The 25,885-nt window shown below is 68.8% G+C and carries 24 protein-coding genes; 15 read left to right on the top strand and 9 right to left on the bottom strand.

Annotated elements, in window-relative coordinates; genetic code table 11:
- Nucleotides 1-22 precede the first annotated feature (22 nt).
- On the top strand, nucleotides 23-1,429 hold the full coding sequence (locus tag ABU113_RS04900) for a 2-oxo acid dehydrogenase subunit E2 (RefSeq protein WP_454558366.1): 1,407 nt from the start codon (nucleotides 23-25) through the stop codon (nucleotides 1,427-1,429).
- Between the two features lie 24 nt (nucleotides 1,430-1,453).
- On the opposite strand, the gene putA is transcribed toward ABU113_RS04900, so the two are convergent.
- Complete coding sequence (putA, locus tag ABU113_RS04905) at nucleotides 1,454-4,558, bottom strand: bifunctional proline dehydrogenase/L-glutamate gamma-semialdehyde dehydrogenase PutA (protein ID WP_454558367.1); 3,105 nt, start codon at nucleotides 4,556-4,558, stop codon at nucleotides 1,454-1,456.
- A gap of 121 nt (nucleotides 4,559-4,679) precedes the next feature.
- Here putA and ABU113_RS04910 point away from each other — a divergent pair, with 121 nt between their 5' ends.
- Nucleotides 4,680-5,132, top strand: a complete 453-nt coding sequence (locus ABU113_RS04910) for an Lrp/AsnC ligand binding domain-containing protein (RefSeq protein WP_454558368.1) — start codon at nucleotides 4,680-4,682, stop codon at nucleotides 5,130-5,132.
- Nucleotides 5,133-5,198: 66 nt separating this feature from the next.
- On the opposite strand, the gene ABU113_RS04915 is transcribed toward ABU113_RS04910, so the two are convergent.
- Entirely contained in the window at nucleotides 5,199-7,187 is a 1,989-nt protein-coding gene (locus ABU113_RS04915) for a putative bifunctional diguanylate cyclase/phosphodiesterase (RefSeq protein ID WP_454558369.1), read from the bottom strand.
- A 79-nt stretch (nucleotides 7,188-7,266) separates the two neighbouring features.
- On the bottom strand, nucleotides 7,267-7,392 hold the full coding sequence (locus ABU113_RS04920; protein WP_454558370.1) for a hypothetical protein: 126 nt from the start codon (nucleotides 7,390-7,392) through the stop codon (nucleotides 7,267-7,269).
- 1 nt (nucleotide 7,393) lies between these two features.
- Between ABU113_RS04920 and ABU113_RS04925 the strand changes: the two genes are divergently transcribed.
- Nucleotides 7,394-8,920 (top strand): thymidine phosphorylase family protein, encoded by a 1,527-nt coding sequence (locus ABU113_RS04925; protein ID WP_454558371.1) that lies wholly within the window; start codon nucleotides 7,394-7,396, stop codon nucleotides 8,918-8,920.
- Complete coding sequence (locus ABU113_RS04930) at nucleotides 8,920-9,810, top strand: ribose-phosphate diphosphokinase (RefSeq protein WP_454558372.1); 891 nt, start codon at nucleotides 8,920-8,922, stop codon at nucleotides 9,808-9,810. The genes ABU113_RS04925 and ABU113_RS04930 overlap by 1 nt, the downstream gene beginning before the upstream one ends.
- A gap of 2 nt (nucleotides 9,811-9,812) precedes the next feature.
- On the opposite strand, the gene ABU113_RS04935 is transcribed toward ABU113_RS04930, so the two are convergent.
- Together ABU113_RS04935 and ABU113_RS04940 are read right to left on the bottom strand one after the other, a co-directional pair.
- On the bottom strand, nucleotides 9,813-10,868 hold the full coding sequence (locus ABU113_RS04935; protein ID WP_454558373.1) for a quinone-dependent dihydroorotate dehydrogenase: 1,056 nt from the start codon (nucleotides 10,866-10,868) through the stop codon (nucleotides 9,813-9,815).
- A complete protein-coding gene (locus ABU113_RS04940; RefSeq protein WP_454558374.1) occupies nucleotides 10,861-11,211 on the bottom strand; it encodes a DUF952 domain-containing protein in 351 nt (116 codons plus the stop codon). The genes ABU113_RS04935 and ABU113_RS04940 overlap by 8 nt, the downstream gene beginning before the upstream one ends.
- Nucleotides 11,212-11,551: 340 nt before the next feature.
- Here ABU113_RS04940 and ABU113_RS04945 point away from each other — a divergent pair, with 340 nt between their 5' ends.
- From ABU113_RS04945 to ABU113_RS04980, 8 genes are read left to right on the top strand one after another with little or no spacing between them, the layout of a single operon-like run.
- On the top strand, nucleotides 11,552-12,379 hold the full coding sequence (locus ABU113_RS04945) for a helix-turn-helix domain-containing protein (RefSeq protein WP_454558375.1): 828 nt from the start codon (nucleotides 11,552-11,554) through the stop codon (nucleotides 12,377-12,379).
- 42 nt (nucleotides 12,380-12,421) lie between these two features.
- Nucleotides 12,422-12,952, top strand: a complete 531-nt coding sequence (locus tag ABU113_RS04950; RefSeq protein ID WP_454558376.1) for an SUF system Fe-S cluster assembly regulator — start codon at nucleotides 12,422-12,424, stop codon at nucleotides 12,950-12,952.
- Nucleotides 12,953-12,957: 5 nt separating this feature from the next.
- Nucleotides 12,958-14,421 (top strand): Fe-S cluster assembly protein SufB, encoded by a 1,464-nt coding sequence (gene sufB / locus ABU113_RS04955; RefSeq protein WP_454558377.1) that lies wholly within the window; start codon nucleotides 12,958-12,960, stop codon nucleotides 14,419-14,421.
- Nucleotides 14,422-14,461: 40 nt separating this feature from the next.
- The gene (gene sufC / locus ABU113_RS04960) at nucleotides 14,462-15,202 is read left to right on the top strand and encodes a Fe-S cluster assembly ATPase SufC (RefSeq protein WP_454558403.1); all 741 of its coding nucleotides are present in this window, start codon (nucleotides 14,462-14,464) and stop codon (nucleotides 15,200-15,202) included.
- Between the two features lie 2 nt (nucleotides 15,203-15,204).
- Nucleotides 15,205-16,125, top strand: coding sequence for a SufD family Fe-S cluster assembly protein (locus ABU113_RS04965; protein WP_454558378.1), 921 nt, complete (start codon nucleotides 15,205-15,207; stop codon nucleotides 16,123-16,125).
- 2 nt (nucleotides 16,126-16,127) lie between these two features.
- Nucleotides 16,128-17,324 carry an aminotransferase class V-fold PLP-dependent enzyme gene (locus tag ABU113_RS04970; RefSeq protein ID WP_454558379.1) on the top strand — a complete coding sequence of 399 codons (1,197 nt, stop codon included), beginning with the start codon at nucleotides 16,128-16,130 and terminating at the stop codon, nucleotides 17,322-17,324.
- Nucleotides 17,321-17,803: an SUF system Fe-S cluster assembly protein gene (locus ABU113_RS04975; RefSeq protein ID WP_454558380.1), complete on the top strand. Its 483-nt coding sequence runs from the start codon at nucleotides 17,321-17,323 to the stop codon at nucleotides 17,801-17,803. The genes ABU113_RS04970 and ABU113_RS04975 overlap by 4 nt, the downstream gene beginning before the upstream one ends.
- A gap of 25 nt (nucleotides 17,804-17,828) precedes the next feature.
- The gene (locus tag ABU113_RS04980; protein WP_454558381.1) at nucleotides 17,829-18,188 is read left to right on the top strand and encodes a HesB/IscA family protein; all 360 of its coding nucleotides are present in this window, start codon (nucleotides 17,829-17,831) and stop codon (nucleotides 18,186-18,188) included.
- Nucleotides 18,189-18,206: 18 nt separating this feature from the next.
- On the opposite strand, the gene ABU113_RS04985 is transcribed toward ABU113_RS04980, so the two are convergent.
- From ABU113_RS04985 to ABU113_RS05000, 4 genes are all read right to left on the bottom strand, one after another.
- The gene (locus ABU113_RS04985) at nucleotides 18,207-18,572 is read right to left on the bottom strand and encodes a hypothetical protein (RefSeq protein WP_454558382.1); all 366 of its coding nucleotides are present in this window, start codon (nucleotides 18,570-18,572) and stop codon (nucleotides 18,207-18,209) included.
- Entirely contained in the window at nucleotides 18,569-19,024 is a 456-nt protein-coding gene (locus ABU113_RS04990; protein ID WP_454558383.1) for a MaoC family dehydratase, read from the bottom strand. Before ABU113_RS04990 ends, ABU113_RS04985 begins: the two co-directional genes overlap by 4 nt.
- Nucleotides 19,021-20,517 carry an acyl-CoA synthetase gene (locus ABU113_RS04995; protein WP_454558384.1) on the bottom strand — a complete coding sequence of 499 codons (1,497 nt, stop codon included), beginning with the start codon at nucleotides 20,515-20,517 and terminating at the stop codon, nucleotides 19,021-19,023. Before ABU113_RS04995 ends, ABU113_RS04990 begins: the two co-directional genes overlap by 4 nt.
- A gap of 64 nt (nucleotides 20,518-20,581) precedes the next feature.
- Nucleotides 20,582-21,232: a TetR/AcrR family transcriptional regulator gene (locus tag ABU113_RS05000; protein ID WP_454558385.1), complete on the bottom strand. Its 651-nt coding sequence runs from the start codon at nucleotides 21,230-21,232 to the stop codon at nucleotides 20,582-20,584.
- Nucleotides 21,233-21,360: 128 nt separating this feature from the next.
- Between ABU113_RS05000 and ABU113_RS05005 the strand changes: the two genes are divergently transcribed.
- The 3 genes from ABU113_RS05005 (at nucleotide 21,361) to ABU113_RS05015 (ending at nucleotide 25,858) form a co-directional block, all read left to right on the top strand.
- A complete protein-coding gene (locus tag ABU113_RS05005) occupies nucleotides 21,361-22,242 on the top strand; it encodes an alpha/beta fold hydrolase (protein ID WP_454558386.1) in 882 nt (293 codons plus the stop codon).
- Between the two features lie 17 nt (nucleotides 22,243-22,259).
- Nucleotides 22,260-24,485 (top strand): TonB-dependent receptor, encoded by a 2,226-nt coding sequence (locus tag ABU113_RS05010; protein ID WP_454558387.1) that lies wholly within the window; start codon nucleotides 22,260-22,262, stop codon nucleotides 24,483-24,485.
- Nucleotides 24,486-24,586: 101 nt separating this feature from the next.
- Nucleotides 24,587-25,858, top strand: coding sequence for a spinster family MFS transporter (locus ABU113_RS05015; RefSeq protein ID WP_454558404.1), 1,272 nt, complete (start codon nucleotides 24,587-24,589; stop codon nucleotides 25,856-25,858).
- Nucleotides 25,859-25,885: the final 27 nt, after the last annotated feature.

Raw genomic sequence — 25,885 nt, forward strand, 5'->3', positions numbered from 1 at the left:
GCCAAGCGGGAGCCCCAGCACCATGAGCAGCATCCGCGCATTCACCATGCCCAAGTGGGGCATCGAGATGGTGGAGGGCGTCGTCGGCGAATGGAAGATCGCCGAGGGCGAGGCCTTCACCAAGGGACAGATCATCGCGCTGATCGAATCAGACAAGATCACCAACGAGGTCGAGGCCGAGTTCGACAGCGCCCTGCGCCGCATCGTCGCCACCGAGGGCGAGACCTATCCGGTCGGCGCGCTGCTGGCGGTATTCGCCCCGCTCGACGTGCCGCAGGCGGACATCGACGCCTTCGTCGGTGCTTTCCGCGGCCTCGATGGCAAACCGGTCGTCTCCGGCGCGGTGTCCGCGCCGGCGCCCGCCAGCCCGGCCGTCGCACCGGCGGCGGCGATTCCCGCCGATGCCCGCATCAGCCCGGCGGCGCGGGCGCTGGCGGAACGCACCGGCGTCGACGTTGGCGCCATCGCCGGCTCCGGCCGGGGGGGGCGCATCACGCTCCAGGACGTCGACCAGGCGAGCAAGCCGGCGCGGCCGGTGGGCGGCAACGGCCCGGTGTCGGTGGACGTGACCACCGCCTCGGTCGAGGGCGTCTATGCCTCGCCGATGGCCAAGCGGCTGGCGGTGCTGCACGGCGTCGAGCTTGCCGGCATCACCGGCACCGGCGCGCGCGGCCGCATCCGCAAGGCCGACGTGCTGGCGGTGATTGACGCCCGTGCGCCGGCGGCCACGCCGGCGCCGGCACCATCGGCCGGTGTCGAGGTGGTGCGGATGTCGCCGATGCGCAAGGCGATCGCCCGCCGGCTGACGGAGTCGAAGACCACCATCCCGCACTTCTACCTGCGCATGGACGTGCGGATGGACGCGCTGCTGGCGCTGCGCGAGCGGGTCAACATGCTGCGCGGCACCCGCTGCAGCATCAACGACTATCTGGTGCGGGCGGTGGCGCTGGCGCTCAGGCAGTGCCCGGACGTCAACATCCAGGTCCATGGCGACGAGATCCACCGCCTGCCGCACGCCGACATCGCCGTCGCGGTGGCCACCGACAAGGGTCTGCTGACGCCGATCGTGCGCGCCGCCGACACCAAGACGGTGACGCAGATCGCCGAGGAGGTGCGGGCGCTGGCCGCCCGCGCCCGCGATGGCAAGCTGCAGCCGGCGGAGTTCGAGGGCGGCAGCTTCTCGCTGTCCAATCTCGGCATGTTCGGCATCGACCAGTTCGACGCCATCATCAATCCGCCCCAGGGCGCCATCCTCGCGGTGGGCGCCACCCGGCGGACGCCGATCGAGACCGGCTACGCGCTGGCCTTCGCCTCGATGCTCAGCCTGTCGCTGTCGTGCGATCACCGGGCCATCGACGGCGCGGTGGGCGCCCAGTTCATGAGCGTGCTGCGTGGCCTGATCGAGAAGCCCGACAGGCTGGCCGACTGATCCGGTTGGCCGGGTCGGCCGAGGTCAGGCCGCCTCCTCGCGCAGGGTGAGCAGGCTGGCGTTGCCGCCGGCCGACGTGGTGTCGGTCGAGACCGTCCGCTCGGTGGCGAAGCGCAGCAGATAGTGCGGGCCGCCGGCCTTGGGGCCGGTGCCCGACAGGCCTTCGCCGCCGAATGGCTGGACGCCGACCACGGCGCCGATCATCGAGCGGTTGACGTAGAGGTTGCCGACATGGGCGCTTCGGCGCACCGTCTCGGCGACGCTCGCCAGGCGGCTGTGCAGACCCATGGTGAGGCCGTAGCCGCGGGCGTTGATGCGGGCGACCAGCGACTCCAGTTCGCCGGCCTTCCAGGTGACGACGTGCAGCACGGGGCCGAAGATTTCCTCGCCCAGCTGCTCGACCGAGTCGAGTCGCAGCGCCACCGGCCCGACGAAATGGCCGCGCGCGGCGTCCTCGCCGGGGGTGAGCCCGAACAGCCGCCGGTCGGCGAATCGCTCGACGTGGGCCTCGATCCTGGCCCGCGCCGCGGCGTCGATCACCGGGCCGACATCGGTCGACAGCATGCCGGGGTCGCCCAGCCGCAGCTCGGCGACGGCGCCGGCCAGCATGTCGAGAATACGCGGCGCGACATCCTCCTGCAGGCATAGCAGCCGCAGCGCCGAGCAGCGCTGGCCGGCGCTCTGGAAGGCGGAGACGATGACATCCGCCACCACCTGTTCCGGCAGGGCGGTGGAATCGACGATCATGGCGTTCAAGCCGCCGGTCTCGGCGATCAGCGGCACGATCGGCCGGGACTCATCCTCCAGCAGGGTGCGGGCGATGCGCCGGGCGGTGGCGGTGGAGCCGGTGAAGGCGACACCCATCACGCGCGGGTCGGCGGTCAGCGCCTGGCCGACCTCGGGGCCGCCGGGCAGCAGGTGGAAGACGTCGGCCGGCACGCCGGCCTCCAGGATCAGGCGCGCGGCATGGGCGGCGATCAGCGGCGTCTGCGGCGCCGGCTTCGCCACCACCGCGTTGCCGGCCACCAGGGCGGCCGTCACCTGGCCGAGAAAGATCGCCAGCGGGAAGTTCCACGGGCTGACGCAGGCGAACACGCCGCGCCCGGCAAGATGCAGCTCGTTGCGTTCGCCGGTCGGGCCGGGCAGTGGCAGCGGGACGAACTGCCGGCGGGCCTGGGCGGCGTAGTAGCGGCAGAAGTCCACCGCCTCGCGCACTTCGGCCAGGGCATCGGGGATGCTCTTGCCCGCTTCGCGCACGGCGATCGCCATCAGCGCCACCTGGTCGCGTTCCAGCAGGTCGGCCAGCCGGTCGAGGCAGGCGGCACGCTCGGCCACCGGTCGCGCCGACCAGACGGGCGCGGCGCCGGCCGCCAGCGTGATGGCGTGGCCGACATCGGCGATGGTGGCGGGGATGACATAGCCCACCACACGGTCGGTGTCCGCCGGGTCACGCACCGGCACCTGCACGCCGTTGATGGTGTGGCCGCCGATGACCGGCGCCGCCAGTGGCTGATGCGCCCACACCGCCCGCATGCCGGCCATCAGCGCCTCGACGGTCGGGGTATCGGACAGGTCAAGGCCGGCCGAATTGGCGCGCTCGCCGCCGAACAGGGCGCGTGGGGCAGGGATGGCGGGGTGGGGCGCGCGGCCGGCCGCCTCGATGCTCTCAACGGGGTCTTTCATCAGCTCATCCTCGGAAACGCGGGCGTCGGCCAGCTGGTACACGAAGCTTGAATTGGCGCCATTTTCCAGCAGCCGGCGCACGAGATAGGCCAGCAGATCACGGTGCCCGCCCACCGGCGCGTAGATGCGCGCGGCATAGCCTTGGGCGATCAGGCCGTCGTACAGACCCGGTCCCATGCCGTGCAGGCGCTGGAACTCGAAATCGCGGCGGTCGCCGGCGCAGGCGAGCACGGACGCCACGGTCAGGGCGTTGTGGGTGGCGAAGGCCGGATAGAGGTGGCGCTTGGCCAGCATCGCGCGGGCACAGGCGAGGTAGGAAACATCGGTGGCCGCCTTGCGGGTGAACACCGGGTAATCGCTCAGGCCGCGCTCCTGCGCCCGCTTGATCTCGGCATCCCAGTAGGCGCCCTTGACCAGCCGGGTGGTCAGCCGGCGGCCGGTCGCCGCCGCCAGCGCGTCGGCCCAGTCGATCACGGCGCTGGCGCGTTTCTGGTAGGCCTGGATCGCCATGCCGAGACCGTCCCAGCCGGCGACCCGCGGCGAGCGGGCGACGGCGGCGATGATGTCGAGCGACATCTCCAGTCGGTCGGCTTCCTCGGCGTCGATGGTCAGCCCGATGCCGGCGTCGCGGGCGGCGACCGCCAGCTGCAGCACCTGGTCGACAAGCTCGGGCACGCAGCGGTCGGCCTGGGCCGTCTCGTAGCGCGGGTGCAGCGCCGAGAGCTTCACCGAGACCGTGTCGCGGGCCCAGATGTCGGCGGCGGGGTCGGCGGCGTCGCCGACGGCGGTGATGGCCGCGAGGTACGCCTCGAAGTAGCGGCCGGCATCGGCACGGGTGCGGGCGGACTCACCCAGCATGTCGAAGCTGTGGCGGAACGGGCGATGGTCGTTGCCGGCCGCGCGCTTGAGCGCTTCCTCGATGGTGCGGCCCATGACGAACTGCTCGCCCATCACCCGCATCGCGGCGGCGACGCCGGCGCGCACGAACGGCTCGCTTGTGCGCGCGATCAGGCGTTTGAGCACGCCGGCCTGCGTGTCGGCGCGCACCAGTGCCTGGGTCAGCACCAGACCGATGGTGGCGCTGTTGACCAGCGCCGAGTCCGACCGACCCTTGTGCGCCGCCCAGTCGGCGCCGCCCAGTTTGTCGCGAATCAGATCGTCGGCGGTCGCGCTGTCGGGCACCCGCAGATACGCCTCCGCCAGCGACAGCAGCGCCACGCCCTCGTCGGTGTCGAGGCGGTACTGCTGCAGGAAACGGTCGATCAGGCCGCCGCGCGCGCCGTCCCGCACCGCGCCGATCAGATGGCGTGCCCGCGCCGTCCGAGCCGGTCGCTCCTCCGGTGTCGGCCGGGCGGCCGGCAGCAGGCGGGCGAGCACGTCGGGTTCGGGCGCGCGGTACAGCGGCGACAGGCGATTGCGACAGGCCGACAACAGGCTGGCGGACATCAGGAACTCCATGGCCGAATGAAATTCCTTATCGCGCCAATTCAGCCGAATGTGCGTTGTTTGTTGATTTATATTGAAGAATATTAGTCGACAAAATCGCGATTTTCTGGAGAATGTTCGGATGGATGACATTGATCGTCGCCTGCTGCGCGATCTGCAGCTCAACGGCCGCATCACCAACCAGGAACTGGCCAGCCGCAACCACCTGTCGCCGGCGGCCTGCCATGATCGGGTGCGCCGGCTGAAGGAGCAGGGCTATATCACCGGCTACGCGGCGCTGCTGGACGCGACCAAGCTGGAGCGGTCGCTGATGATCTTCGTCGAGATCGTGCTCGACCGCACCACGGCGGACGTGTTCGACGACTTCGCCGCCGCCGTGCGCCGGATGCCGGACGTGCTGGAGTGCCACATGGTGGCCGGCGGGTTTGATTATCTGGTCAAGGCGCGGGTCAAGGACATGGAGGCCTACCGCCGCTTTCTCGGCGATACGCTGGTGCGGCTGCCCGGCGTACGGGAAACCCGGACCTATGCCGTGCTGGAGGAAGTGAAGAACAGCCTGGCCATTCCGATCTGAAGCCGCGCGCCGATCCTGGTACGCGCCGGCCCGATCGGCGCAGCACTGGCGGATCAGGCTCGGCTGTCAGGCGCGGCGTTTGTGACGGCTGGTGCCTCGGGCATTGTCGTGCAGCTGCCGCAGCATCGCCGGCACGTCCGCCGCCGGCTGAGGGCGGGCGTAATAATAGCCCTGCGCCATGGTACAGCCGATGTCGCGCAGCGTATTGGCGTCCTCGATCGTCTCCACGCCCTCGGCCAGGGTCGGCAGGCCGAGGCTGCGGCCCAGACCGACGATGGAGCGGACGATGGTGGCGCTCTGCGCCTGCTCCCTCATGGTCTTGATGAAGGAGCGGTCGATCTTGATCTTGTCGAACGGCAATTCCGCCAGGTGGCTGAGGCTGGAGTAGCCGGTGCCGAAATCATCCAGCGCCAGCTTGACGCCCTGGTTGCGCAGCGACTGGATGATGTATTTCGCGGTGCCGAGGTCGGAGACCAGCGCGTTCTCGGTGATCTCGACTTCCAGGCGATGAGGCTGGAAGCCGGTTTCCGTCAGCAGCGCGAGGATTTTCTCGGCCAGCCAGGGGTCGTGCAGCTGGCGCTGGGAAACATTGATGGCGATGGTGAGTGCCTGATCCCAGTTGTGGCTGTGCTCCAGCGCCGCGCGTGTCACGGCGAACGTCAACTCGCCGATCAGGCCACTCTCCTCCGCCACCGGTATGAAGGTGTCGGGTGGAATCAGGCCCCGCGTCGGGTGCAGCCAGCGGGCCAGCACCTCGAAACCCACCACCGTATCGGTGGCGAGGTCGACCAGCGGCTGGAAATAGGGGACGATCTGACCATCGACGATGGCTTGCCGCAGTTCGCTTTGCAGCAGGCCGCGTTCGCGGATCTCGGCGTCCATCTGGCCCTGGAAGCAGCGGACGTTGCCCCGGCTCTCGATCTTGGCCCGGACCAGGGCGACGTCGGCCTTGCGCAGCAGATCGTTGGCATCGGTCGAGTCCGTGGGCGTCATCGCGACACCGGCGGTGGCGCCGACCTCGATGATATGGCCATCGACCGTCATCGGCACTGAAATGGCGTTGATCAGGCGGCGGGCCGCGCGCATCGGCGCTTCGGGGTTGTCACCGCAGTAGACGGCGATGGCGAATTCGTCGGCGCCGAGGCGGGCGGCGATCTCGTCGTTGCGGACCGTGGCGGCAATACGCTGGCCGATGAATTTCAGCACGCCGTCGCCCACCGCATGGCCGTACTGATCGTTGATCGGTCGCAGCCGGTCGATGTCGAGCAGGATGAGGGCGGCCTGCTCCCCGGTGCGCTGGCACCGGGCGATCATCTGTTCGAGCTCCTCCGCCAGGCGCGTCCGGTTCAGCAGCCCGGTCAGTGCGTCCTGGTTCGCCAGGGTCTCGATCTGGGCGGTGGCCTGTTCATAATCGACAACGGTACGGCCAAGATCGGTGGTCAGCCGGCGCCACAGGAAGGCGAATAGCAGCAGGCCCGCGCCCACCGCGATCGTCTGCAGCAGGTTGGCCTCGCGCTGCGCCGTTGCGGCCTGGGCGCGGGCGTGATCGTCAATGGCGGCGCGGAACTGGCGTGACGCCTGTTCCAGCTGTTTTTTCGCGGAGAGATAGGCATCGCCCTCCAGCATCGAGCGGGCTTCGTCGCGCGCGCCGCGGGCGCCCAGCGACAGCGCCTCCCGCTCCAGCCGGACCAGTGAACCGTTGGCCTCGGTGATGGCGGCATTGAACCGCCGGCCGATCGATGGTGGTGCCAGCGCGATCGCCTGATCGATGGTCTGGCGCATGATCGGCAGGTTGGCCTCGTAGCGCAACTGCCAGCGCCGTTCGCCGGTTTCCGCCGCCAGCTTGGCGGTGAGCGTCAGCCGTTCGTCGATCAGCAGTATCTTGCGCCCGAGATCGGCGGCATCGCGGGCGTGCACCATGGCCTCGCCATAGGAACGCTGGAACGCCACACGCTCGCCCAGCAGCGTCGCGATGACCGCGCACGCGCCCAGCAGCGACGCCAGCACGATACGCTTGGCGGTCTGGGCTGCCTGCAGGGCGCTGGGCTGGTTCATAGAGGCATCGTCCGTTGTTCCCCTCGAATCGCGGTGACCGCGACCTCCAGAAAGACTAGGGACGCTGTATTAACGAGACTTAAAGGACGCACGCCGTGCCGCACGCCGGGTCGGCAACGGGTTGGCAGCGGGCGTCGATGGCGCCATAGAAGCCGGCCAGCCGCCGGTTGGCGCGGCACAGGATCCAGCGGGGAGCAGCAATCATCGTGGGCAGCACCACCGAATCCACTCACGGTCCGTTACAGCATCGCGCACGCCGGCTGGGGATCGATACCCACGCCGAGCGCGTCGTGCTGATGCACAAGGACTGCCATGTCTGTCGCGCGGAGGGCTTCGACTCGCTGGCGCGCGTCGAAATCGCCAGCAATGGCAACCGTGCGCTGGCCACCCTGGTCCTGGCGACGGGAGACATGCTGGCCAAGCATGAGGTCGGCCTGACGGAAGCGGCCTGGAACGATCTGCGGGTGCGCGAGGGCGACTGGGTGGAAGTGCGACACGCGCCGCAGCTGACGTCGCTGGGCGACGTACGCGGCAAGATTTTCGGTCGTCCCCTCGACGAATCGTCATCGCTGCGTGTTGTCGCCGACATCGTCGCCGGGCGCTATTCGCCGGTTGATCTCGCCGCCTTCCTCACCGCCTGCGCGGCGCGGCCGCTCAACCGGGACGAAATGCGGGCGCTGACGGCGGCGATGGTCGATACCGGCGAACGTCTGCGCTGGTCGGCGCCGGTTGTCGCCGACAAGCACTGCATCGGCGGCCTGCCCGGCAACCGGACGACGCCGATCGTCGTCGCCATCGTCGCGGCGCTGGGCATCCTGATTCCCAAGACGTCGTCGCGCGCCATCACCTCGCCGGCGGGGACCGCCGATGTGATGGAGACGCTGACCACCGTCGATCTTGAACTCGATGTGATGCGGCGGGTGGTCGAGCGCGAGGGCGGCTGTCTGGTGTGGGGCGGCGCGGTGCACCTCAGTCCGGCCGACGACATCATGATCCGCATCGAGCGGTCGCTCGACCTCGATGGCGAGGGTCAAATGGTCGCCTCGGTGCTGTCGAAGAAGATCGCCGCCGGTTCCACCCATGTGGTGATCGACGTGCCGGTGGGGCCGACCGCCAAGGTGCGGTCGTCGGAAGGCGCCCGGTCGCTGGCCGATGATCTGGTCGCCGTCGCCAGCCACTTCGACCTGCAGGTCATCCCGCTGTTCTCCGATGGCCGCTGGCCGGTGGGGCGGGGCATCGGTCCGGCGCTGGAGGCCCGCGATGTGCTGGCGGTGCTGCGCAACCACCGTGAGGCGCCGCAGGACTTGCGCGCGCGCGCCATTGATGTGGCCGGTGCGGTCGTCGCCGCCGCGCGCGGCATCACCCCGACCGCCGGGCGGCTGCTCGCCGAGGACGCGCTGGCCAGCGGCGAGGCCTGGAGCAAGTTCCAGGCGATATGCGAAGCGCAAGGCGGTCTGCGCGAGCCCGCGGAAGCCAGCCAGCGAGCGCCGATCACCGCCGAGCGGGCGGGCACCCTGCGGGCGATCGACAACCGCCGCCTGTCAAGGCTGGCCAAGCTTGCCGGCGCTCCCGACGACCTGGTGGCGGGCCTGCGACTGGACGTGGTCGTGGGGGACAGCGTCGAACTGGGGCAGCCGCTGTGCTGGGTCCACGCCGACACGGTGGGCGAACTTCATTATGCCCTGGAGTATGCCGCCAGAAATCCCGACATCTTCGATCTGGATCCGGCATGATGTCGCCGCTTCTCCTGCCGCTTGGCCACACGCCGGCACTGGCGGCCGGCCTTGCCGCCGCGCTGCCCGCCGAAATGGGCGCCATCGAGCAGCGTCGCTTCCCCGATGGCGAGCGCTATGTTCGTCTGTTGAACGCGGTCGACGGTCGCGACGTGGTGTTGCTGGCGGATCTGTGTCCGCCCGACGACCGCCTGCTGGCGGTGCTGTTCGCTGCCGACGCGGCCCGCGAACTCGGGGCCCGCTCGGTGGGCGTGGTGCTGCCCTATCTGCCCTACATGCGCCAGGACGTGCGCTTCAAGGCCGGCGAGGCCATCACCTCGGTCACCTTCGCGCGGCTGCTGTCGGCGCGGCTGGACTGGCTGGTGACCATCGACCCGCACCTGCATCGCCATCCGACGCTGGCCTCGATCTACAGCATTCCGACGGCGACACTGGCGGCGGCGCCACTGCTGGGGGCATGGATCGCCGCCGAAGTCGAGGCGCCGGTGCTGATCGGCCCGGACAGCGAGAGCGCGCAGTGGGTCTCGGCGATCGCCGAGACGATCGGCGCGCCCTGGCAGGTGCTGAGCAAGGTCCGCCACGGCGACCGCGACGTCGAGGTGTCGGCGGTCGATCGTGATGCCATCGGCGACCGCACGCCGGTGATCGTCGATGACGTGATTTCCAGCGGCCACACGGTTGCCCGCGTGGTGGCGCAGCTGGTCGCCGCCCGCTGCCGCCCGCCGGTGGTGGCGGCGGTGCATGGCATCTTCGCCGGCAACGCCGAGGCCTTGCTGCGCCAGGCCGGCGCGGGACGCATCATCACCACCAACAGCGTGCCGCATCCCGCCGGCGCCATCGACGTGGCCCCCTTGCTGGCCGGGGGCGTGAGGGGGTTGCTGACGCGCTGACGTCAGCGCGTCAGCGGCGTGTCGATGCCCACCGCGTCGCGGACGGACGCGAAGCCGTCCCGGTGCAACAGGTCGAGCAACTCGGCCTTGATCCGCCGCACCAGTCCCGGACCGCCGTAGACCAGCGCGGAATAGAGCTGCACCAGCGAGGCGCCGGCACGAATCTTGGCGTAGGCCTCGGCCCCCGACCCGATGCCGCCGACGCCGATCAGCGGCACCGCCGGCCCGAGGGCCAGCCGGAAGCGGCGCAACATCGCGGTGGCGGGCACGAACAGCGGCGCGCCGGACAGGCCGCCCGTCTCGCCCGCCAGCGGGCTGCGCAGTGTCGCCGGCCGGTCGATGGTGGTGTTGGAGACGATCAGACCGTCGATGCGGCTGGCCAGCACCACGGCCGCGATGTCCTCCACGTCCTGCTCCGTCAGGTCCGGCGCCACTTTCAGCAGCAGCGGCGTGCGGTCGGCGCCGCGCGCCTCCACACAGCGGCCGACTAGTTCGGCCAGCGCATCGCGGGACTGCAAGGCGCGCAGGCCCGGCGTGTTGGGAGAGGAGACGTTGATGGTGATGTAGCCGGCCAGCCCCAGCATGCCGCGAATACCCGCCGCATAGTCGGCGATGCGGTCGTCGCTGTCCTTGTTGGCGCCGACATTGCCGCCGACGATCCCCGGTCGGTCGCGCCGGCGGGTCAACCGCACCCGTGCGGCCTCCAGCCCCTCGTTGTTGAAGCCCATGCGGTTGATCACCGCGCGATCCTCGACCAGCCGGAACAGGCGCGGGCGCGGGTTGCCGGCCTGCGGGCGCGGCGTCACGGTGCCGATCTCGGCGAAGCCGAAGCCCAGCCGCAGGATGGCGTCGGGCACCTCGGCGTTCTTGTCGAAACCGGGCGCCAGGCCGACTGGATTGGGGAAGCGCAACCCCCACAGCTCGACGGCCAGGGCAGGGTCGTCGGCGGGCGCCGGTGGCAGCAACCCGGACTTCAGGGCCCGGATGGTCAGTCCGTGGGCGGTCTCGGCGTCGAGGGTGAACAGCAGCGGGCGAATCAGGGCGTAGAAATCAGCCATGGGTGAGGTCCTCGGGCAGGGCGTGGCCGGCGTCCGTACGGGTCAGGCGCCAGTGGCGGCGCACGGCGGCGGCCGGCAGCCGATCGTAGAGGTGAGGGAACAGCGCGCCCCCGCGCGAGGGCTCCCAGCGCAGGGCGCTCCCCAGGGAGTCGGCTTCCACCTCCGCCAGTATGATCAGGTCGTCGCGGGCGAAGTGGCGGCGGGCGGTCTCGGCGAGCTGTTCGGCGGTCGAGAAATGAATGAACCCGTCCCGACGATCGTCCGGCGAGCCGGAAAAAGCCATATCATTCTGGAATTGCTGCCATTCTTCCGGTCGGAAGAGCTTGTAGACCAGCTTCAACACGCCTGCTCCTGTTCAGGGGTCACGACAGTTTCGTGTCGTGACGTCGGATTCTTCCAATACCCGCCGGTCTGTCCGGGGCACAAGCGGCCTGCGACCCAGGGAGCGTTCATCCCGTGCCGACTCCGCACGCGGGACGGGCAACGCTCCTTTCACTTCGCTCTCCGGCCGCGCTCCTGGCGTGATGCCGGAGAGCGTCCTTTTTGTTGCGCCGCGGCAATCACGCTGGCGTTAATACCTTGGCTCGCTTATAAACAACCCCTGAGGTGGCGCCTGCCCGCGCGCCATGAGGGGGGGCACTTCGGGTGCCGGTGGGTTGATGGTGTCATCGCCATTGCGATACGTGCTGCCGGCGCTGCCGCTGCGTCGCTATATTTCGTGCTATTACATCTTCGATCTGCCACTGGAGCAGATGGACGACGTGCTGTTGCCGGAACTGGCCAACATCCGCTTCTGTCTGCGGGGTGGCTGGACGGCGATGCTGCCGGGCAGCCCGCCCAGCCCGTGTCCGCGCGCCATGCTGGTGGGCATGCGCACCAAGCCGCTGGCGATTCGCGCCCATGGCCCCATTCGCCTGATGGGTGTCGGGTTGCTGCCGGCGGGCTGGCATGCCCTGTTCGGCGTCGATGCGTCCGAGCTGGCCGATGGCATCCATGACCTGCGCGACATCATTGGTGCCGATGCTGATCGCGCGCTGTGGCGGATGATGGAGGCGCGCGACGACGGGGCGCTGGCCGCTGCCGCCGATGATCTGTTTCTGGCCATGGCGCGGCAGAGCCGGCGCGAATCGCCGTGGTTCATTGATGCCGTGGACAACTGGCTGGTCGGTGCTGGCAATTCCTCGGTGGACGGGCTGGCGGCGCGGCTCGATCTGTCCACCCGCCAGGTCGAGCGGCTGATCAACGGCGTCTATGGCTGCAGCCCCAAGCGGCTGGTGCGCAAGTACCGTTTCCTGCGCGCGGTGTCGGTCATGGTCAACGACGCCGACAGCCGCTGGCTTGACGCAGCCGGCGACGATTTCTACGACCAGTCGCATTTCATCAGGGATTTCAAGGCGTTTTCAGGAATGACGCCGGGTCAGTTCATGGCCCAGAACGCCGCCATCGCCCGGGTGACCATGACGCTCAAGCGCTCTCTGCCGGGATTGTCGCCGCTCGCTCTCATCAGTTGACGGGCGATACCGGAAAATCGCAGAAAGTCGGCTGCAACCGGCTTGACTTCCGCCCTGTGTTTCACACATAAACAAGACGATTTTCGTCTTATTTTAGTCCTGCGAGGAGACGCGCACATGGTGCGGTTGTCCAATCTAGCCGATTACGCCGTGGTTGTCATGTGTCAGGCGGCGATGAGCGCCGATACCCGGCTGTCGGCCGCGGCGGTGTCGGCCGCGACGGCGATTCCGACGCCGACGGTGGCCAAGCTGATGGGCAAGATGTCGCGTGCCGGCCTGCTGGTGTCGTTTCGCGGCGTTGGCGGCGGTTTCGCGCTGGCGCGGCCGGCGTCGGAAATTTCGGTGGCTGAAGTGGTCGAAGCAGTTGACGGGCCGATCGCGCTCACTCATTGCACCGAGCCAGCCAACAGCGCCTGCTGTTCGCGCGATGCCATCTGTTCGCTCAAGCCGCAGTGGAATGTCATCAACCGGACGGTGCGCGAGGCGCTGGCGGGCGTGAGCCTGGCCGATCTGGCGCGGGCATCGCTGCCCGTGGCCGCGGCCATGGGCTTGGACGAGACGGTAAGGCAATAGGCACGATGGCGCAGGACACGCTGGCGACGGTCGAGGATGTCACGGGAACCTACAAGTGGGGCTTCTCGTCCGACGTCGAGTCCGAGTTCGCGCCCAAGGGCCTGAACGAGGACATCGTCCGCTTCATCTCGGCCAAGAAGGGCGAGCCGGCGTGGCTGCTGGAATGGCGGCTGAAGGCCTACCGCCTGTGGCTTGGCATGAAGGAGCCGGACTGGGCGATGGTGCGCTACCCGCCCATCGACTATCAGGATGCTTATTACTATGCCGCGCCCAAGACGGCGCCGACCCTGAAGTCGCTCGACGAGCTCGACCCCGAGATCCGCCGCACCTACGAGAAGCTGGGCATCCCGATCGAGGAGCAGAAGGTGCTGGCCGGGGTCGAGGGCGCCCGCAAGGTCGCGGTCGACGCGGTGTTCGACTCCGTGTCCGTCGCCACCACTTTCCGCGAGGAGCTGGCGAAGGCCGGCGTCATCTTCCTGTCGATCTCGGAGGCGGTGAAGCAGTACCCTGAACTGGTGCGCCAGTATCTGGGCACGGTGGTGCCGATCCACGACAATTATTTCGCCACGCTGAACAGCGCGGTGTTTTCCGACGGCACCTTCGTCTACGTGCCCAAGGGCGTGCGCTGCCCGATGGAGCTGTCGACCTATTTCCGCATCAATGCCGAGAAGACCGGCCAGTTCGAGCGGACGCTGATCGTCGTCGACGAGGGCGGTTACGTCTCCTACCTCGAAGGCTGCACGGCGCCGATGCGCGACGAGAACCAGCTGCACGCGGCCGTGGTCGAGCTGGTGGCGCTGGGGGATGCCGAGATCAAGTATTCCACCGTCCAGAACTGGTATCCCGGCGACAAGGACGGCAAGGGCGGCATCTACAACTTCGTCACCAAGCGCGGCCTGTGCAAGGGCACGCGCTCGAAGATCAGCTGGACCCAGGTCGAAACCGGCTCGGCCGTCACCTGGAAATACCCCAGCTGCGTGCTGGCCGGCGAGGACACGGTGGGCGAGTTCTATTCCGTCGCGGTGGTCAACAACCGCCAGCAGGCCGACACCGGCACCAAGATGATCCACATCGGCAAGAACAGCCGCTCGACGATCATTTCCAAGGGCGTGTCGGTGGGCCATGGCCAGAACACCTATCGCGGCCTGGTCAAGGTGCTGCCCTCGGCGGAAGGCGCGCGCAACTTCACCCAGTGCGACAGCCTGCTGCTGTCGTCCACCAGCGGTGCCCACACCGTGCCCTACATCGAGGTGAAGAACCCCAGCGCGCAGATCGAGCACGAGGCGACCACCTCGAAAATCTCCGACGACCAGCTGTTCTACGCCATGAGCCGTGGCCTGTCGGCGGAAGAGGCGGTGGCGATGATCGTCAATGGTTTCTGCCGCGAGGTGCTGCAGCAGCTGCCCATGGAGTTCGCCGTGGAAGCCCAGAAATTGCTCGGGATCAGCCTTGAGGGCTCGGTCGGCTAGGTCCTCCTGCGGCGGCCCCCGACAGAAGAAAGAACGAATGATGCTGAAAATTGACAACCTGCACGTCGCCGTCGACGGCAAGGAAATCCTCAAGGGTCTGACGCTGGCGCTGGCGCCGGGCACCGTGCATGCCATCATGGGGCCCAATGGCGCCGGCAAGTCGACGCTGGGCTACACGCTGGCCGGCCGCGACGGTTACGACGTGACGGCCGGCACCGCGACACTGGGCGGCCAGGACCTGCTGGCGCTGGCGCCGCACGAGCGCGCCGCCGCCGGGCTGTTCCTCGGTCTGCAGTATCCGGTGGAAATCCCCGGCGTCTCCAACCTCGCCTTCCTGCGCACCGCGCTCAACGCCCAGCGCAAGCTGCGCGGCGAGGCGGAGGTGTCCGCCGGTGACTTCCTCAAGCTGGTGCGGGCCAAGGCCAAGGAGCTGGGGCTCGACCCCGAGATGCTGAAGCGCCCGGTCAATGTCGGTTTCTCCGGCGGCGAGAAGAAGCGCAACGAGATGGTGCAGATGGCCGTGCTCGACCCGAAGATGATGGTGCTCGACGAGACCGACTCCGGCCTCGACATCGACGCCCTGCGGGTGGTCTCCCAGGGCATCAACGCCATGCGCGCGCCGGACAAGACGATCCTGCTCATCACCCACTACCAGCGGCTGCTCGACTATGTGGAGCCGGACTTCATCCACGTGATGGTCGACGGGCGGATCGTCAAGACCGGTGACAAGTCGCTGGCGCTGGAGCTGGAGCGCGAGGGTTACGGAGCGATCGCGGCGTGACCATGGCGACGTCCCTTCCCGGCCGGCGCGACGAGGCCTGGCGCTACAGCGATCTGAAGGCGCTGGAGCGCGCACACGCCCTGCCGGCCAACGACGCCATCGCCGAGGCGGTCACGCTGGCGGACGGCGAGACGCGCCGGCTGGGGCTGGCGCCCGACGACAGCCAGCGCGCGACGCTGACGCTGGAGGTGCCCGCGGGCGTGTCGGCGACGCTGGTCGAGTCGCTGGGCGGCGGTGGCTGGCTTGATCGCGCGGTGACGGTGCGGCTCGGCGCCGGTGCGCGGCTGACCCATGTCATCCTGCAGACCGCCGGGGCGGAGGCAGTGGTGACGGCGGCCTACACGGCGGCGCTGGCGGCGGACGCCCGCTACCAGGTGCATCTGGGCAACGTCGGTGGCGCGCTGGGCCGGGTGGCGATGGACGTCACCCTGGCGACCGGCGCCGACTTCACGCTGGGCGGCGTGCTGCTGGGCAATGCCGGCCAGACGGTGGAACTGGTCAGCCGGGTGGTGCATGCCGAACCCGGCGCCACCAGCCAGCAGACGGTGCGCTCGGTGCTGGCGGGCAAGGCCACGGCCAACTATCTCGGCAAGATTCTGGTGGCGCCGGGCGCCCAGAAGACCGACGCCGCCCAGTCGTCGAAGGCGCTGCTGCTGGCCCGTACCGCCAGCGCCAACACCAAGCCGGAGCTGGAAATCCATGCCGACGACGTGAAATGCGCCCACGGCGCCACGGTCGGCGAGCTGGACGCACAGGCGCTGTTCTACATGGCCACTCGCGGCATCGACCCGGCGGAGGCGCGCGCGCTGCTCACCCAGGCCTTCCTCGGCGACGTGCTGGACGCCATCGCCGACGAGGCGCTGCGCGAGGAGGTGTCGGCGCTGGCCATCGGCCGCCTGCGCGTGCTGGTGGGGGGGGCATGACCATGCTGTCGTTGCGATCCGACTTTCCGGTGTTCGACGCCGATCCGGCGCTGGCCTATCTCGATACGGCGGCGACGGCGCAGAAGCCGCGCGCGGTCGTCGAGGCGATCACGCGGGCCTATGCCACCGACTATGCCACGGTGCATCGCGGCGTCTATCGTCGCAGCCAGGTGATGACCGAGGCCTATGAGGCCGCGCGCGAGACCACGGCGCGCTTCATCAACGCCGCCAGCGCGCAGGAGATCGTCTTCGTGCGCGGGGCGACCGAAGCCATCAACCTGGTGGCCCAGAGCTGGGGCGGCGCCAACCTCGGCCCCGGCGACGAGGTGGTGCTGAGCGAGCTGGAGCATCACAGCAACATCGTGCCCTGGCAGCTGATGCGCGACCGGCTGGGTTTCACTATCAAGGTGGTGCCGATCACCGCCGACGGCGATTTCGACTATGCGGCGGCGGCGACGCTGATCGGCCCGCGCACCCGGCTGGTGGCGGTGACGCACGTTTCCAACGTGCTGGGCACCACCGTCGACATCGCCCGCGTGGCGGCCCTCGCGCATGCCCAGGGCGCGCAGCTGTTGGTGGATGGCTGTCAGGCGGCGCCGCGCACCCGGGTCGACGTGCAGGCGCTGGGCGCCGACTTCTATGTGTTTTCCGCCCACAAGCTCTACGGCCCGACCGGCATCGGCGTGCTGTGGGGGCGCGCGGCGCTGCTGGAGGCGATGCCGCCCTGGCAGGGCGGTGGCGCGATGATCGAGACGGTGACGTTCGAGCACACCACCTTCCTGCCGCCGGCGCAGCGGTTCGAGGCCGGCACGCCGCACATCGTCGGCGCGCTCGGGCTCAAGGCCGCCATCGACTATGTCGAGGGCGTCGGCCTGGCGGCGATCCACGCCCACGAGGCGGCGCTGACCCGCGCCGCGCAAGAGGCGCTGGGCCGCTTCAATTCGGTGCGGGTGCTGGGGCCGGGGCATGCCTCGGGCATCGTGTCGTTTGTCATGGAAGGGGTTCACCCGCACGACATCGGCACCATATTGGATGAGGCCGGTGTGAATATCCGCGCCGGCCATCATTGCGCCCAGCCGCTGATGGATCGTCTGGGCGTGCCGGCGACGGCGCGGGCAAGCTTCGGGCTCTACAGCAACGAGCGGGACGTGGAACGCCTGGCGGAGGGCATGGAAAAGGTCGTGAGGATTTTCCGATGAGCGGGGACGAAACCAGGACCATCGCGGTCGAGACGGTGGCGGCGCCGCCCGAACCGCCGGCGCGCCCGGTGGTCGGCCAGCCGGCCCAGGTGTCGGCGGTGCCGAGCGGCGGCCCGATCGATTTCGTCGAGAGCTTCCTGCGCGAGCCAGCGACCCAGACGCCGGACGACGCGCCCGGCGGCAGCCTCTATGACCGGGTGCTGGATGCGCTCAAGAATATTTTCGACCCCGAGATTCCGGTCAATATCTATGACCTCGGGCTGATCTACGGCCTCGACATCGACGAGGGCCATGTCGACGTCACCATGACGCTGACCACGCCGCATTGCCCGGTCGCGGAGTCGATGCCGGGCGAGGTCGAGACCCGGGTGGGCGCGGTGCCGGGCGTCGGCTCGGTGACGGTCAGCCTGGTGTGGGACCCGCCCTGGGACCCGCAAAAGATGTCGGACGAGGCCAAGCTCGAACTGGGCATGTTGTAACCGCGCCCGTTGCAAGGAGTACGCGATGACGACCGTAACCCGACCCACCGCCCGCAAGGCCGCCCTCACCGTGACGGACGCCGCCGCCGAGCGGATCGCCGCCCTGCTGGCCCAGCGTGGCCAGCCGTCGGCCGGCCTGCGCCTGTCGACGCCCCAGAAAGGCTGCTCGGGCTTCAGCTACGCGGTCGACTATGTCGACACGCCCAATCCGATGGACGAGGTGGTCGAGACACCGGGTGGCCGCCTGTACATTGATTTCACCGCCCTGCTCAAGGTGATCGGTTCGCAGATGGACTGGAAGGACGATGTGTTCACTTCCGGCTTCGTGTTCACCAATCCCAACGAGACCGGTCGCTGCGGCTGCGGCGAGAGCTTCACCGTCTGAACGGCACTGCCCGGCCGCTCAGCGCGGCCCGATGACATCCTCGACATAGACCAGCGCCCGGCCGGTGGCGACGACGCGGCCATCGCCGCCGGTGCACTGCGTTTCCAGGTCCACCAGATGCTTCTCCGGGCGCAGGCGGGTGATGGTGACGCGGGCGGTCAGCGCCTCGCCGACCAGCGCCGGGTGGCGATATTCGGTTTCCTGCTTGAGGTAGTTGGTACCCAGCCCCGGCAGCTTGACCCCCAGCAGATAGGAAAACAGTCCGCCGATCAGCGGTTCCGGCAGTTCGCCCGCCGGCATCGGCGCGCCGCCCAGCGCCACATAGTCGGCGACGTCCTGGCTGGAAAAGGCGCGGCTGGTCTCGACGCTGTCGCCAACGTTCATGGCAGGGTCTCCGGGTCCGGGGTTGCATCAGCCAGATCGTCGTCCGGCAGATCGTCGTCGGGCAGGGCGAACGCCATGGTGCCGTCGCAGGTCACGGTGCCGTCGGCAATCCGGCTGACGCTGACGCCGAGGTCGGCGATGCCATCGGCCACCCGGTCGAGCCGCACCGCGAAGCACATCGGCTCGCCGGCGAAGGTGGGGGCGGGGAAGCGGATCGCCTGGCCGACCTGGCGGGCGCCGGGCAGCACCTCGCCGGCCAGCCCGCGCAGGATCGAGCACAGCAGCACGCCATGCGCGACGGTGCGGCCGAAGCGGGTGCGGGCGGAGAATTCCGGGTCGACGTGGATCGGGTTGTCGTCCCCCGACAGGGCGGCGAAGCGGTCGAAGTCCGCCTGGGTCAGCGTACGGGCGATGCTGCGGGTGGCGGCTCGCGGTTCGGAAGGCGGGGTCATGCGGCCTGGTCCATCTGTTTGAGAAGATGCTTCTGGATCTTGCCGGCCGCCGTGCGCGGGAAGTCGCTCACCGTGACGAACTGCCGGGGCACCTTGTAGGCGGCCAGCCGGCTGCGGCAGAAGGCGGCCAGCGTGTCGGCGTCGGGCGCGTCATGGCCCGGTCGCGGCAGGATGAAGGCGCGGCCGACCTCGCCCCAGCGGCCGTCCGGCACGCCGATGACGGCGGCCTCCAGCACCGCGGGGTGCTCGGCCAGCACGTTCTCGACTTCCGCCGGATAGACGTTCTCGCCGCCGGAGATGAACATGTCCTTGATGCGGCCGACGATGTAGAAATAGCCATCCGCGTCCTGGCGGCCCAGATCGCCGGATTTCAGCCAGCCATCGCTGAACGCCGCCGCCGTCGCCTCCTCGCGCCGCCAGTAGCCTGGCGTGATGCCGGGGCCGGAAAACCACAGCTCGCCCGCCTCGCCCGGCGCCACGTCCTGGCCGTCGGGGCCGACCAGCCGCACCTGGGCCAGCAGTTGCGGCTTGCCGACCGAGCCGATGCGGGTCGGCGCGTTCTCGGGGTCCATGATGAACAGGGTGGGGCCGGTCTCGGTCATGCCCATGCCGTTGCACACCCGCACCCCGCGCGCGAGGTAGAGGCTGACCAGCGTGTCGGGCAGCGGCGCGCCGCCGCAGCCCCAGTGCCGCACGCGGGACAGATCGACCTCGCCGAAGCGCGGATGCAGGCTGAGCTGCTGGTAGACCGCCGGCACCGCAAACAGGGTGTCGAGGTCGCCGGCGGCGATCAGGTCGAGGGTGCGGTCGGCATCGAAGCCCGGCGTCACCAGCACCCGGCCGCCGGCGATCAGTGTCGGCAGTGTGTGCAGATTGATGCCGGCGGTATGGAACAGCGGCAGGAAGTTCAGCGTGGTGTCGCGCCCGGTGATGCCGACCGCCTGGCCGATGTTGATGAAGTTGGCCAGCGCCATGCCGTAGGTCTGGATCACGGCCTTGGGCAGGCCGGTGGTGCCGGAGGTGTAGAGCAGATACCAGATGTCGGCCGCCGGCCAGCGGTCGCGGCCTTGCAGTGGCGCCGCGATGGCGGCCAGGCGACTGTCGTAGTCGCCATCGAAATCGACGCACACCAGCCCCAGCTGGGCGGCGACCGTCGCGTCCTCGGTGCCGTGGAACAGCAGCCGTGGCGTCGCATCGGTCACCAGCGGCCGCAGCTCCTCGGCCGGCATCCGCCAGTTCAGCGGCACCAGGATGGCGCCGCGCTTGGCGCAGGCGAACAGCAGCTCGAAAAAGGCGATGCGGTTGCGGCACAGCACCGCCACCCGGTCGCCGGCCTCGACGCCGTGATCGGCGAGCAGACGGGCGGCGCGCGCCGCCCGGTCGTCAAGCTCGGCATAGGTGACGGCGCGGCCGGTGGCGACTTCCGCCATCGCCGGCTGGTGCGGCGACAGCAGCGCCCGTTTGGCGGTCAGGTCGAACAGGTCGGTGATCATGCGAACACTCTCCCCAGGTTGATCCCCATGTCGGCCGGGTTGTCCCGGTCTGTCGTTTGGCGTCTCAGCGGGCTTTCGGCGCCGGCGTCAGGCCGAAGGCCATGAAGTCGCCGGCGGCGGCGGCGACCTCGGCGGCGGACAGGCTGTCGTCCCACACGCCGTAGCGCAGGCCGAGAAACACGTTCATGCCGATCAGCGCCCAGGCCCGCACCTCGTCGTGGCCGGGCCGGATTTCGCCGCGCTCGCCGGCGACGGCGAGGTTGCGCCGGTAGGCCTCCTCGAACACCGCGTAATAGTCGCGGTAGGCGTCCTCGGCGACGAACTGCGCTTCCATGACGATGCGGTAGAGGTCCTTGTGCGCCCGTACGAACTCGATGAACGCTTCCAGGCCGATGCGTTCGGCGACGATACGGTTGGGCGCGCTCTCCACCCGTTCGGCGATCCATTTGCGCGTCAGGTGGCCCATGTGGGACACCAGCGCCCGGAACACCTGCTCCTTGCTGTCGAAGTAGGTGTAGAAGCTGCCCAGCGCCGCGCCGGCCCGCTGGGTGATGCCGGTGATCGACGCCTCATGATAGCCGCGCTCGCCGAATTCGGCTGCCGCCGCCTCCAGCAGTTTCGCCAATGTCCGGCGCCCGCGCTCGGTGCGCGGCACCTTGTTCGAAGGTGAGGTCGCGTTGTGCATGGCGCCGACCTTGGCCTCTACCCTCCCCATTAGGCAAGCCTTCTAACTTGAATGTTGACTCATGTTTCACTCTAACGCATGGTTACCGGGAAGCACAAGCCCCCGGTCAAGGGGGTCGCCGGCGTCGCGGACGCCATCAACTGGGGGGAACGCCGGGCATGCCCGAGACCGTGACCAGAACTGCCGTCCTGTCGGCCTGCGATGACGCGGGCAGCGGCCGGCCGTTGCTGCTGGTGCATGGCTGGGGTGTTCATGCCGGCTTCTTCCGCCATCAGAGGTCGGCGCTGGCCGGCCATTTCCGGGTGATCGCGCCGGACCTGCGCGGGCACCGCCGTGCCTACCGGCCGGGCGAGCTGCCGACAGTGCCGATGCTGGCGGATGATCTGCGCGCGCTCGCCGAGGCGCTCGACCTGCGCGAGGCGCTGGTGGTGGGCTGGTCGATGGGCGCGCTGGCGCTGTGGCGGGCGCTGGCCGAGGGGCTGGCGCCGCGCGTTGCCGGCATGGTGGTGATCGACATGACGCCGCGTGTCCTCAACGGAGCCGACTGGACGCTGGGGCTGCTCGGTCAGCCCCCCGCCGGCCCTGCCTTTGCCGGCCAGCTGGCGGCGGCGATCGCGGCGATGCGGGCCGACTGGCCCGGCTATTGCCCGCGGGTGGCCCGGCGCATTTTCGCCGCCGGCCATGATGCCGAACGCCAGGCGCTGATGGACTGGTGTACGGCCGAGATTGCCGGCAACGACGGCGCGACGATGGCGAGCCTGTGGGAATCGCTGACGGCGGAAGATGTCCGCCACCTGCTGCCGGGCATCACCACCCCGACCCTGATCGCCCATGGCGCGCTGAGCCAGCTCTATGGCCCGGCGACCGCCGACTATCTTGAACAGACGTTGCCGGTCGCGTCCCGGCGGGCGTTCGCCAGTTCCGGCCATGCGCCCCATCTGGAGGAGCCCGAGGCGTTCAACCGGGCCCTCGTCCGCTTTGCCGACGCGCTGCCGGGCAGGGCGCCGGCGTCTGTAACCGTACCCACATCACCAGCATAATCCGGGAGGAATACCCCATGACGACCAACAGAAAATCGGTGATCGCGTTGCTCAACCTTGGCGCTGCCGCCATCGGCCTGAGTGCCGCCATGCCGGCGCTGGCCCAGGAGGTCGCGGCCAACGACGCCGACAACGCCTACGGCGACATCATCGTCACCGCGCGGCGCCGGGCGGAAAGCCTGCAGGACGTGCCGCTGTCGGTGTCCGCCTTCAGCGCCGAGGCGCTGGAGCAGCGCGGCGCGCCGGACATCACCACCTTGCAGCAGACGACGCCCAACCTCACCCTGCAGGTGGCGCGCGGTTCCAACTCGACGCTGATCGCCTTCATCCGCGGCGTTGGCCAGCAGGACCCGCTGTGGGGCTTCGAGCCCGGCGTCGGCCTGTATGTCGACGACGTCTACATCGCCCGGCCGCAAGGCGCGGTGCTCGACATTTTCGACATCGAGCGCATCGAGGTGCTGCGCGGGCCGCAGGGCACGCTTTATGGCCGCAACACCATCGGCGGCGCGGTGAAATATGTCACCAAGCGGCTGGCCGACGAGCCGACCTTCAAGATCAAGGGTGCCTACGGCAGCTATGACCAGCGCGAACTGGTGACCTCGGGCTCGCTGCCGCTGGGCGACAAGGTGGCGGTTGGTGCGGCGCTGGCCATCTACAAGCGCGACGGCTTCGGCAAGAACCTCAACACCGGCGCCGAGCATTACAACAAGGACGTGATCGCCGGCCGGGTGAGCGTCGAGTTCACGCCGACCGACGATCTCTCCATTCGCTTCGCCGCCGACCGTACCGATGACGAATCCAATGCCCGCCACGGCTACCGCGAACTGCCCGGTGTCGCCGGAAACCCGCCGGTGCTCGATGACGTCTACGACACCAATGCCGGCCTGGGCGACGACAATAACGTCGAGACCCAGGGCGTCTCCGGCACCATCGAGTGGAACGTCAACGACGTGTTCACGCTGAAGTCGATCACCGCCTACCGCGAGGGCAACACCCAGACCAACATCGACTTCGACGGCACGCCGGCAGGCATCCTCGACGTGCCGGCCTATTACAAGGACAACCAGTTCAGCCAGGAACTGCAGGTGCAGTTCGGCACCGACCGGCTGAAGGGTGTGGCCGGCCTCTATTATATGGACTCGATGGCCTCGGGCGCCTTCGACACCGTGGCCGGCGCCTTCGGTATCGCCATCCTGACTTCGGGTCGGGTCGATACCAAGAGCTTCGCGGCCTTCACCGACTTCAGCTACGACGTGACCGACAAGTTCGCGGTGTCGCTGGGCGGTCGCTACACCCGGGACAAGAAGGACGGCACGGTCTATCGCGCCAACTACCTCGGCAACCGCAGCCCGGCCTTCGGTGGCCCCGATGCGGCGCCGACGCTGGTGCGCACCGACTACAGCAACGACCGCACCTTCGAGGAATTCACCCCGCGCGTCAGCCTGAGCTACAAGGCGACCGACGACATCAACCTCTATGCCTCCTACGGGCGCGGCTTCAAGTCGGGCGGCTTCGACATGCGCGGTGACGCCATCCTGACGCCGAGCACGGTCGACGGCTACGATCCGGAAACCGTCGACTCGTTCGAGCTGGGCATGAAGGGCAGCTTCCTCGACCGCCGCGTCATGCTGAATCTCGCCGGCTTCTACTCCAAGTACAAGGGCCAGCAGATCACCACCCAGGTGCCAGACCTCTTTGGTGGCATCGCCAGCTTCGTCGACAACGTCGGCAAGTCGGAGATCTGGGGCCTGGAACTGGAAGGTCGGGTGACGGCGAGCGAGCATCTGTTCGCCACCTTCGCGGTGGGCTACATCAAGACCAAGTTCGAACAGTTCCTCACCTACGATCTGGCGAGCGACCAGTATATCGACGTGTCGGACCAGCGGGTGTTCCAGAACACGCCGAAGTGGACCGCCAACCTGTCGACCACCTATACCCGCGACCTGCCCAATGACATGGGCAACATGGCGCTCACCGGCTCGGTGTCGCTGCGTTCCGACTATTCGATGTTCGAGACGCCGACGCCGGCGTTGGATCAGGACGGCTATGCGCTGGTCGACCTCTCCCTGGTGTGGACGTCGGCCAGCGAGCATTGGCAGGTCGGCCTGCACGGCCGCAACCTCACCGACAAGCAGTATCGCGTCGGCGGCTACAATTTCGGCGTTGCCACCTACAACAACGCGGTGATCGGCTTCTACGGCCCGCCGCGCACCTTCACCGGCACCGTCGAGTTCCGTTTCTAGTCCCGGACCGCTGGCCGCCGGTTCCGCCTTCGGGTAAGGAACCGGCGGCATTTCCTTGGGCCAAGACAGGCAGGCAGATGGACAGTCAGATCCCGATCCCCATGGCGCGGGAAAATCCGGCGGCGGAAAAGCCCGGCTATCGCGCCGTCGTGCTGGCGATGCTGATCCTCGTCTACACCTTCAACTTCATCGACCGGCAGATCATCGGCATCCTGGCGGGCCCGATCAAGGCGGACCTGCAGCTCAGCGACACCCAGCTCGGCCTGATGGGCGGGCTGGCGTTCGCCTTGTTCTATACGGCGCTGGGCATCCCCATCGCCTGGGCCGCCGACCGCACCAGCCGGACCTGGATCATGACCGTCGCACTGGCGCTGTGGAGCGGCTTCACCGCCCTGTGCGGGTTCGCCACCAATTTCTGGCAGCTGTTCCTGTGCCGGCTTGGCGTCGGCGTCGGCGAGGCCGGCGGCGTGGCGCCGGCCTATGCGCTGATCGCTGACTATTTCCCGCCGGCCTCGCGCGCCCGGGCGCTTGCCGTCTACAGCTTCGGCATTCCGGTGGGCTCGGCGGCCGGCATCCTGCTCGGCGGCTGGATCGCCGACGTCATCGACTGGCGGGCGGCATTCATCATCGTCGGCCTGGCGGGCGTGGCGCTGGCGCCGCTGTTCCGTCTGGTGGTGCGGGAGCCGGCGCGCGGCCGCCACGACCCGGTGCCCGCCACCACGGTGGCACCGCGCTTTGCCGAAGTGCTGAAGACTCTCGCCGGCAAGCCCGGTTTCTGGGGCCTGTCGTTCGGTGCGGCCTCCTGCTCGGTGCTGGGCTATGGCCTGATCTTCTGGCTGCCGTCGTTCTTCGCCCGCAGCTATGGCCTCACCCTGGTCGAGGTCTCGCACTTCTATGGCGCCATCATCCTGATCGGCGGCGTCATCGGCATCTGGGCCGGCGGCTGGCTCGGCGACCGGCTGGGTCATGGCGACAAGCGGGCCTATGCCCGCATCCCCGCTGTTGCCTTCCTGATCGCCGTGCCGTGCTACGCCGCCGGGGTGCTGTCGACCTCGCTGCCGCTGACCTTCGTGCTGTTCCTGATGCCCCAGGCGCTCGGCCTGATGTGGCTGGGGCCGGTGCTGTCGGCGGTGCAGCATCTGGTGCCGGCGGCGATGCGCTCCACCGCCTCGGCGATCTTCCTGTTCGTCAACAATCTGGTGGGCATCGGCTTTGGCACGCTGTTCTTCGGCCTGGTGTCGGACGCCTTCAACCAGCGCTTTGGTGACGAATCGCTGCGCTATGCCATTCTCGTCGGTCTGGTGTTCTATCTGGTCAGCGCCAGCCTGTTCTGGTGGGCCTCCCGCCGGCTGCCGCGCGACTGGCACGCCTGAGCAGACCGGCCCGTCTGGCTAGCGGCG

Source organism: Parapedomonas caeni, from assembly GCF_041060555.1.
Lineage (GTDB): Bacteria > Pseudomonadota > Alphaproteobacteria > Sphingomonadales > Sphingomonadaceae > CAUJIW01.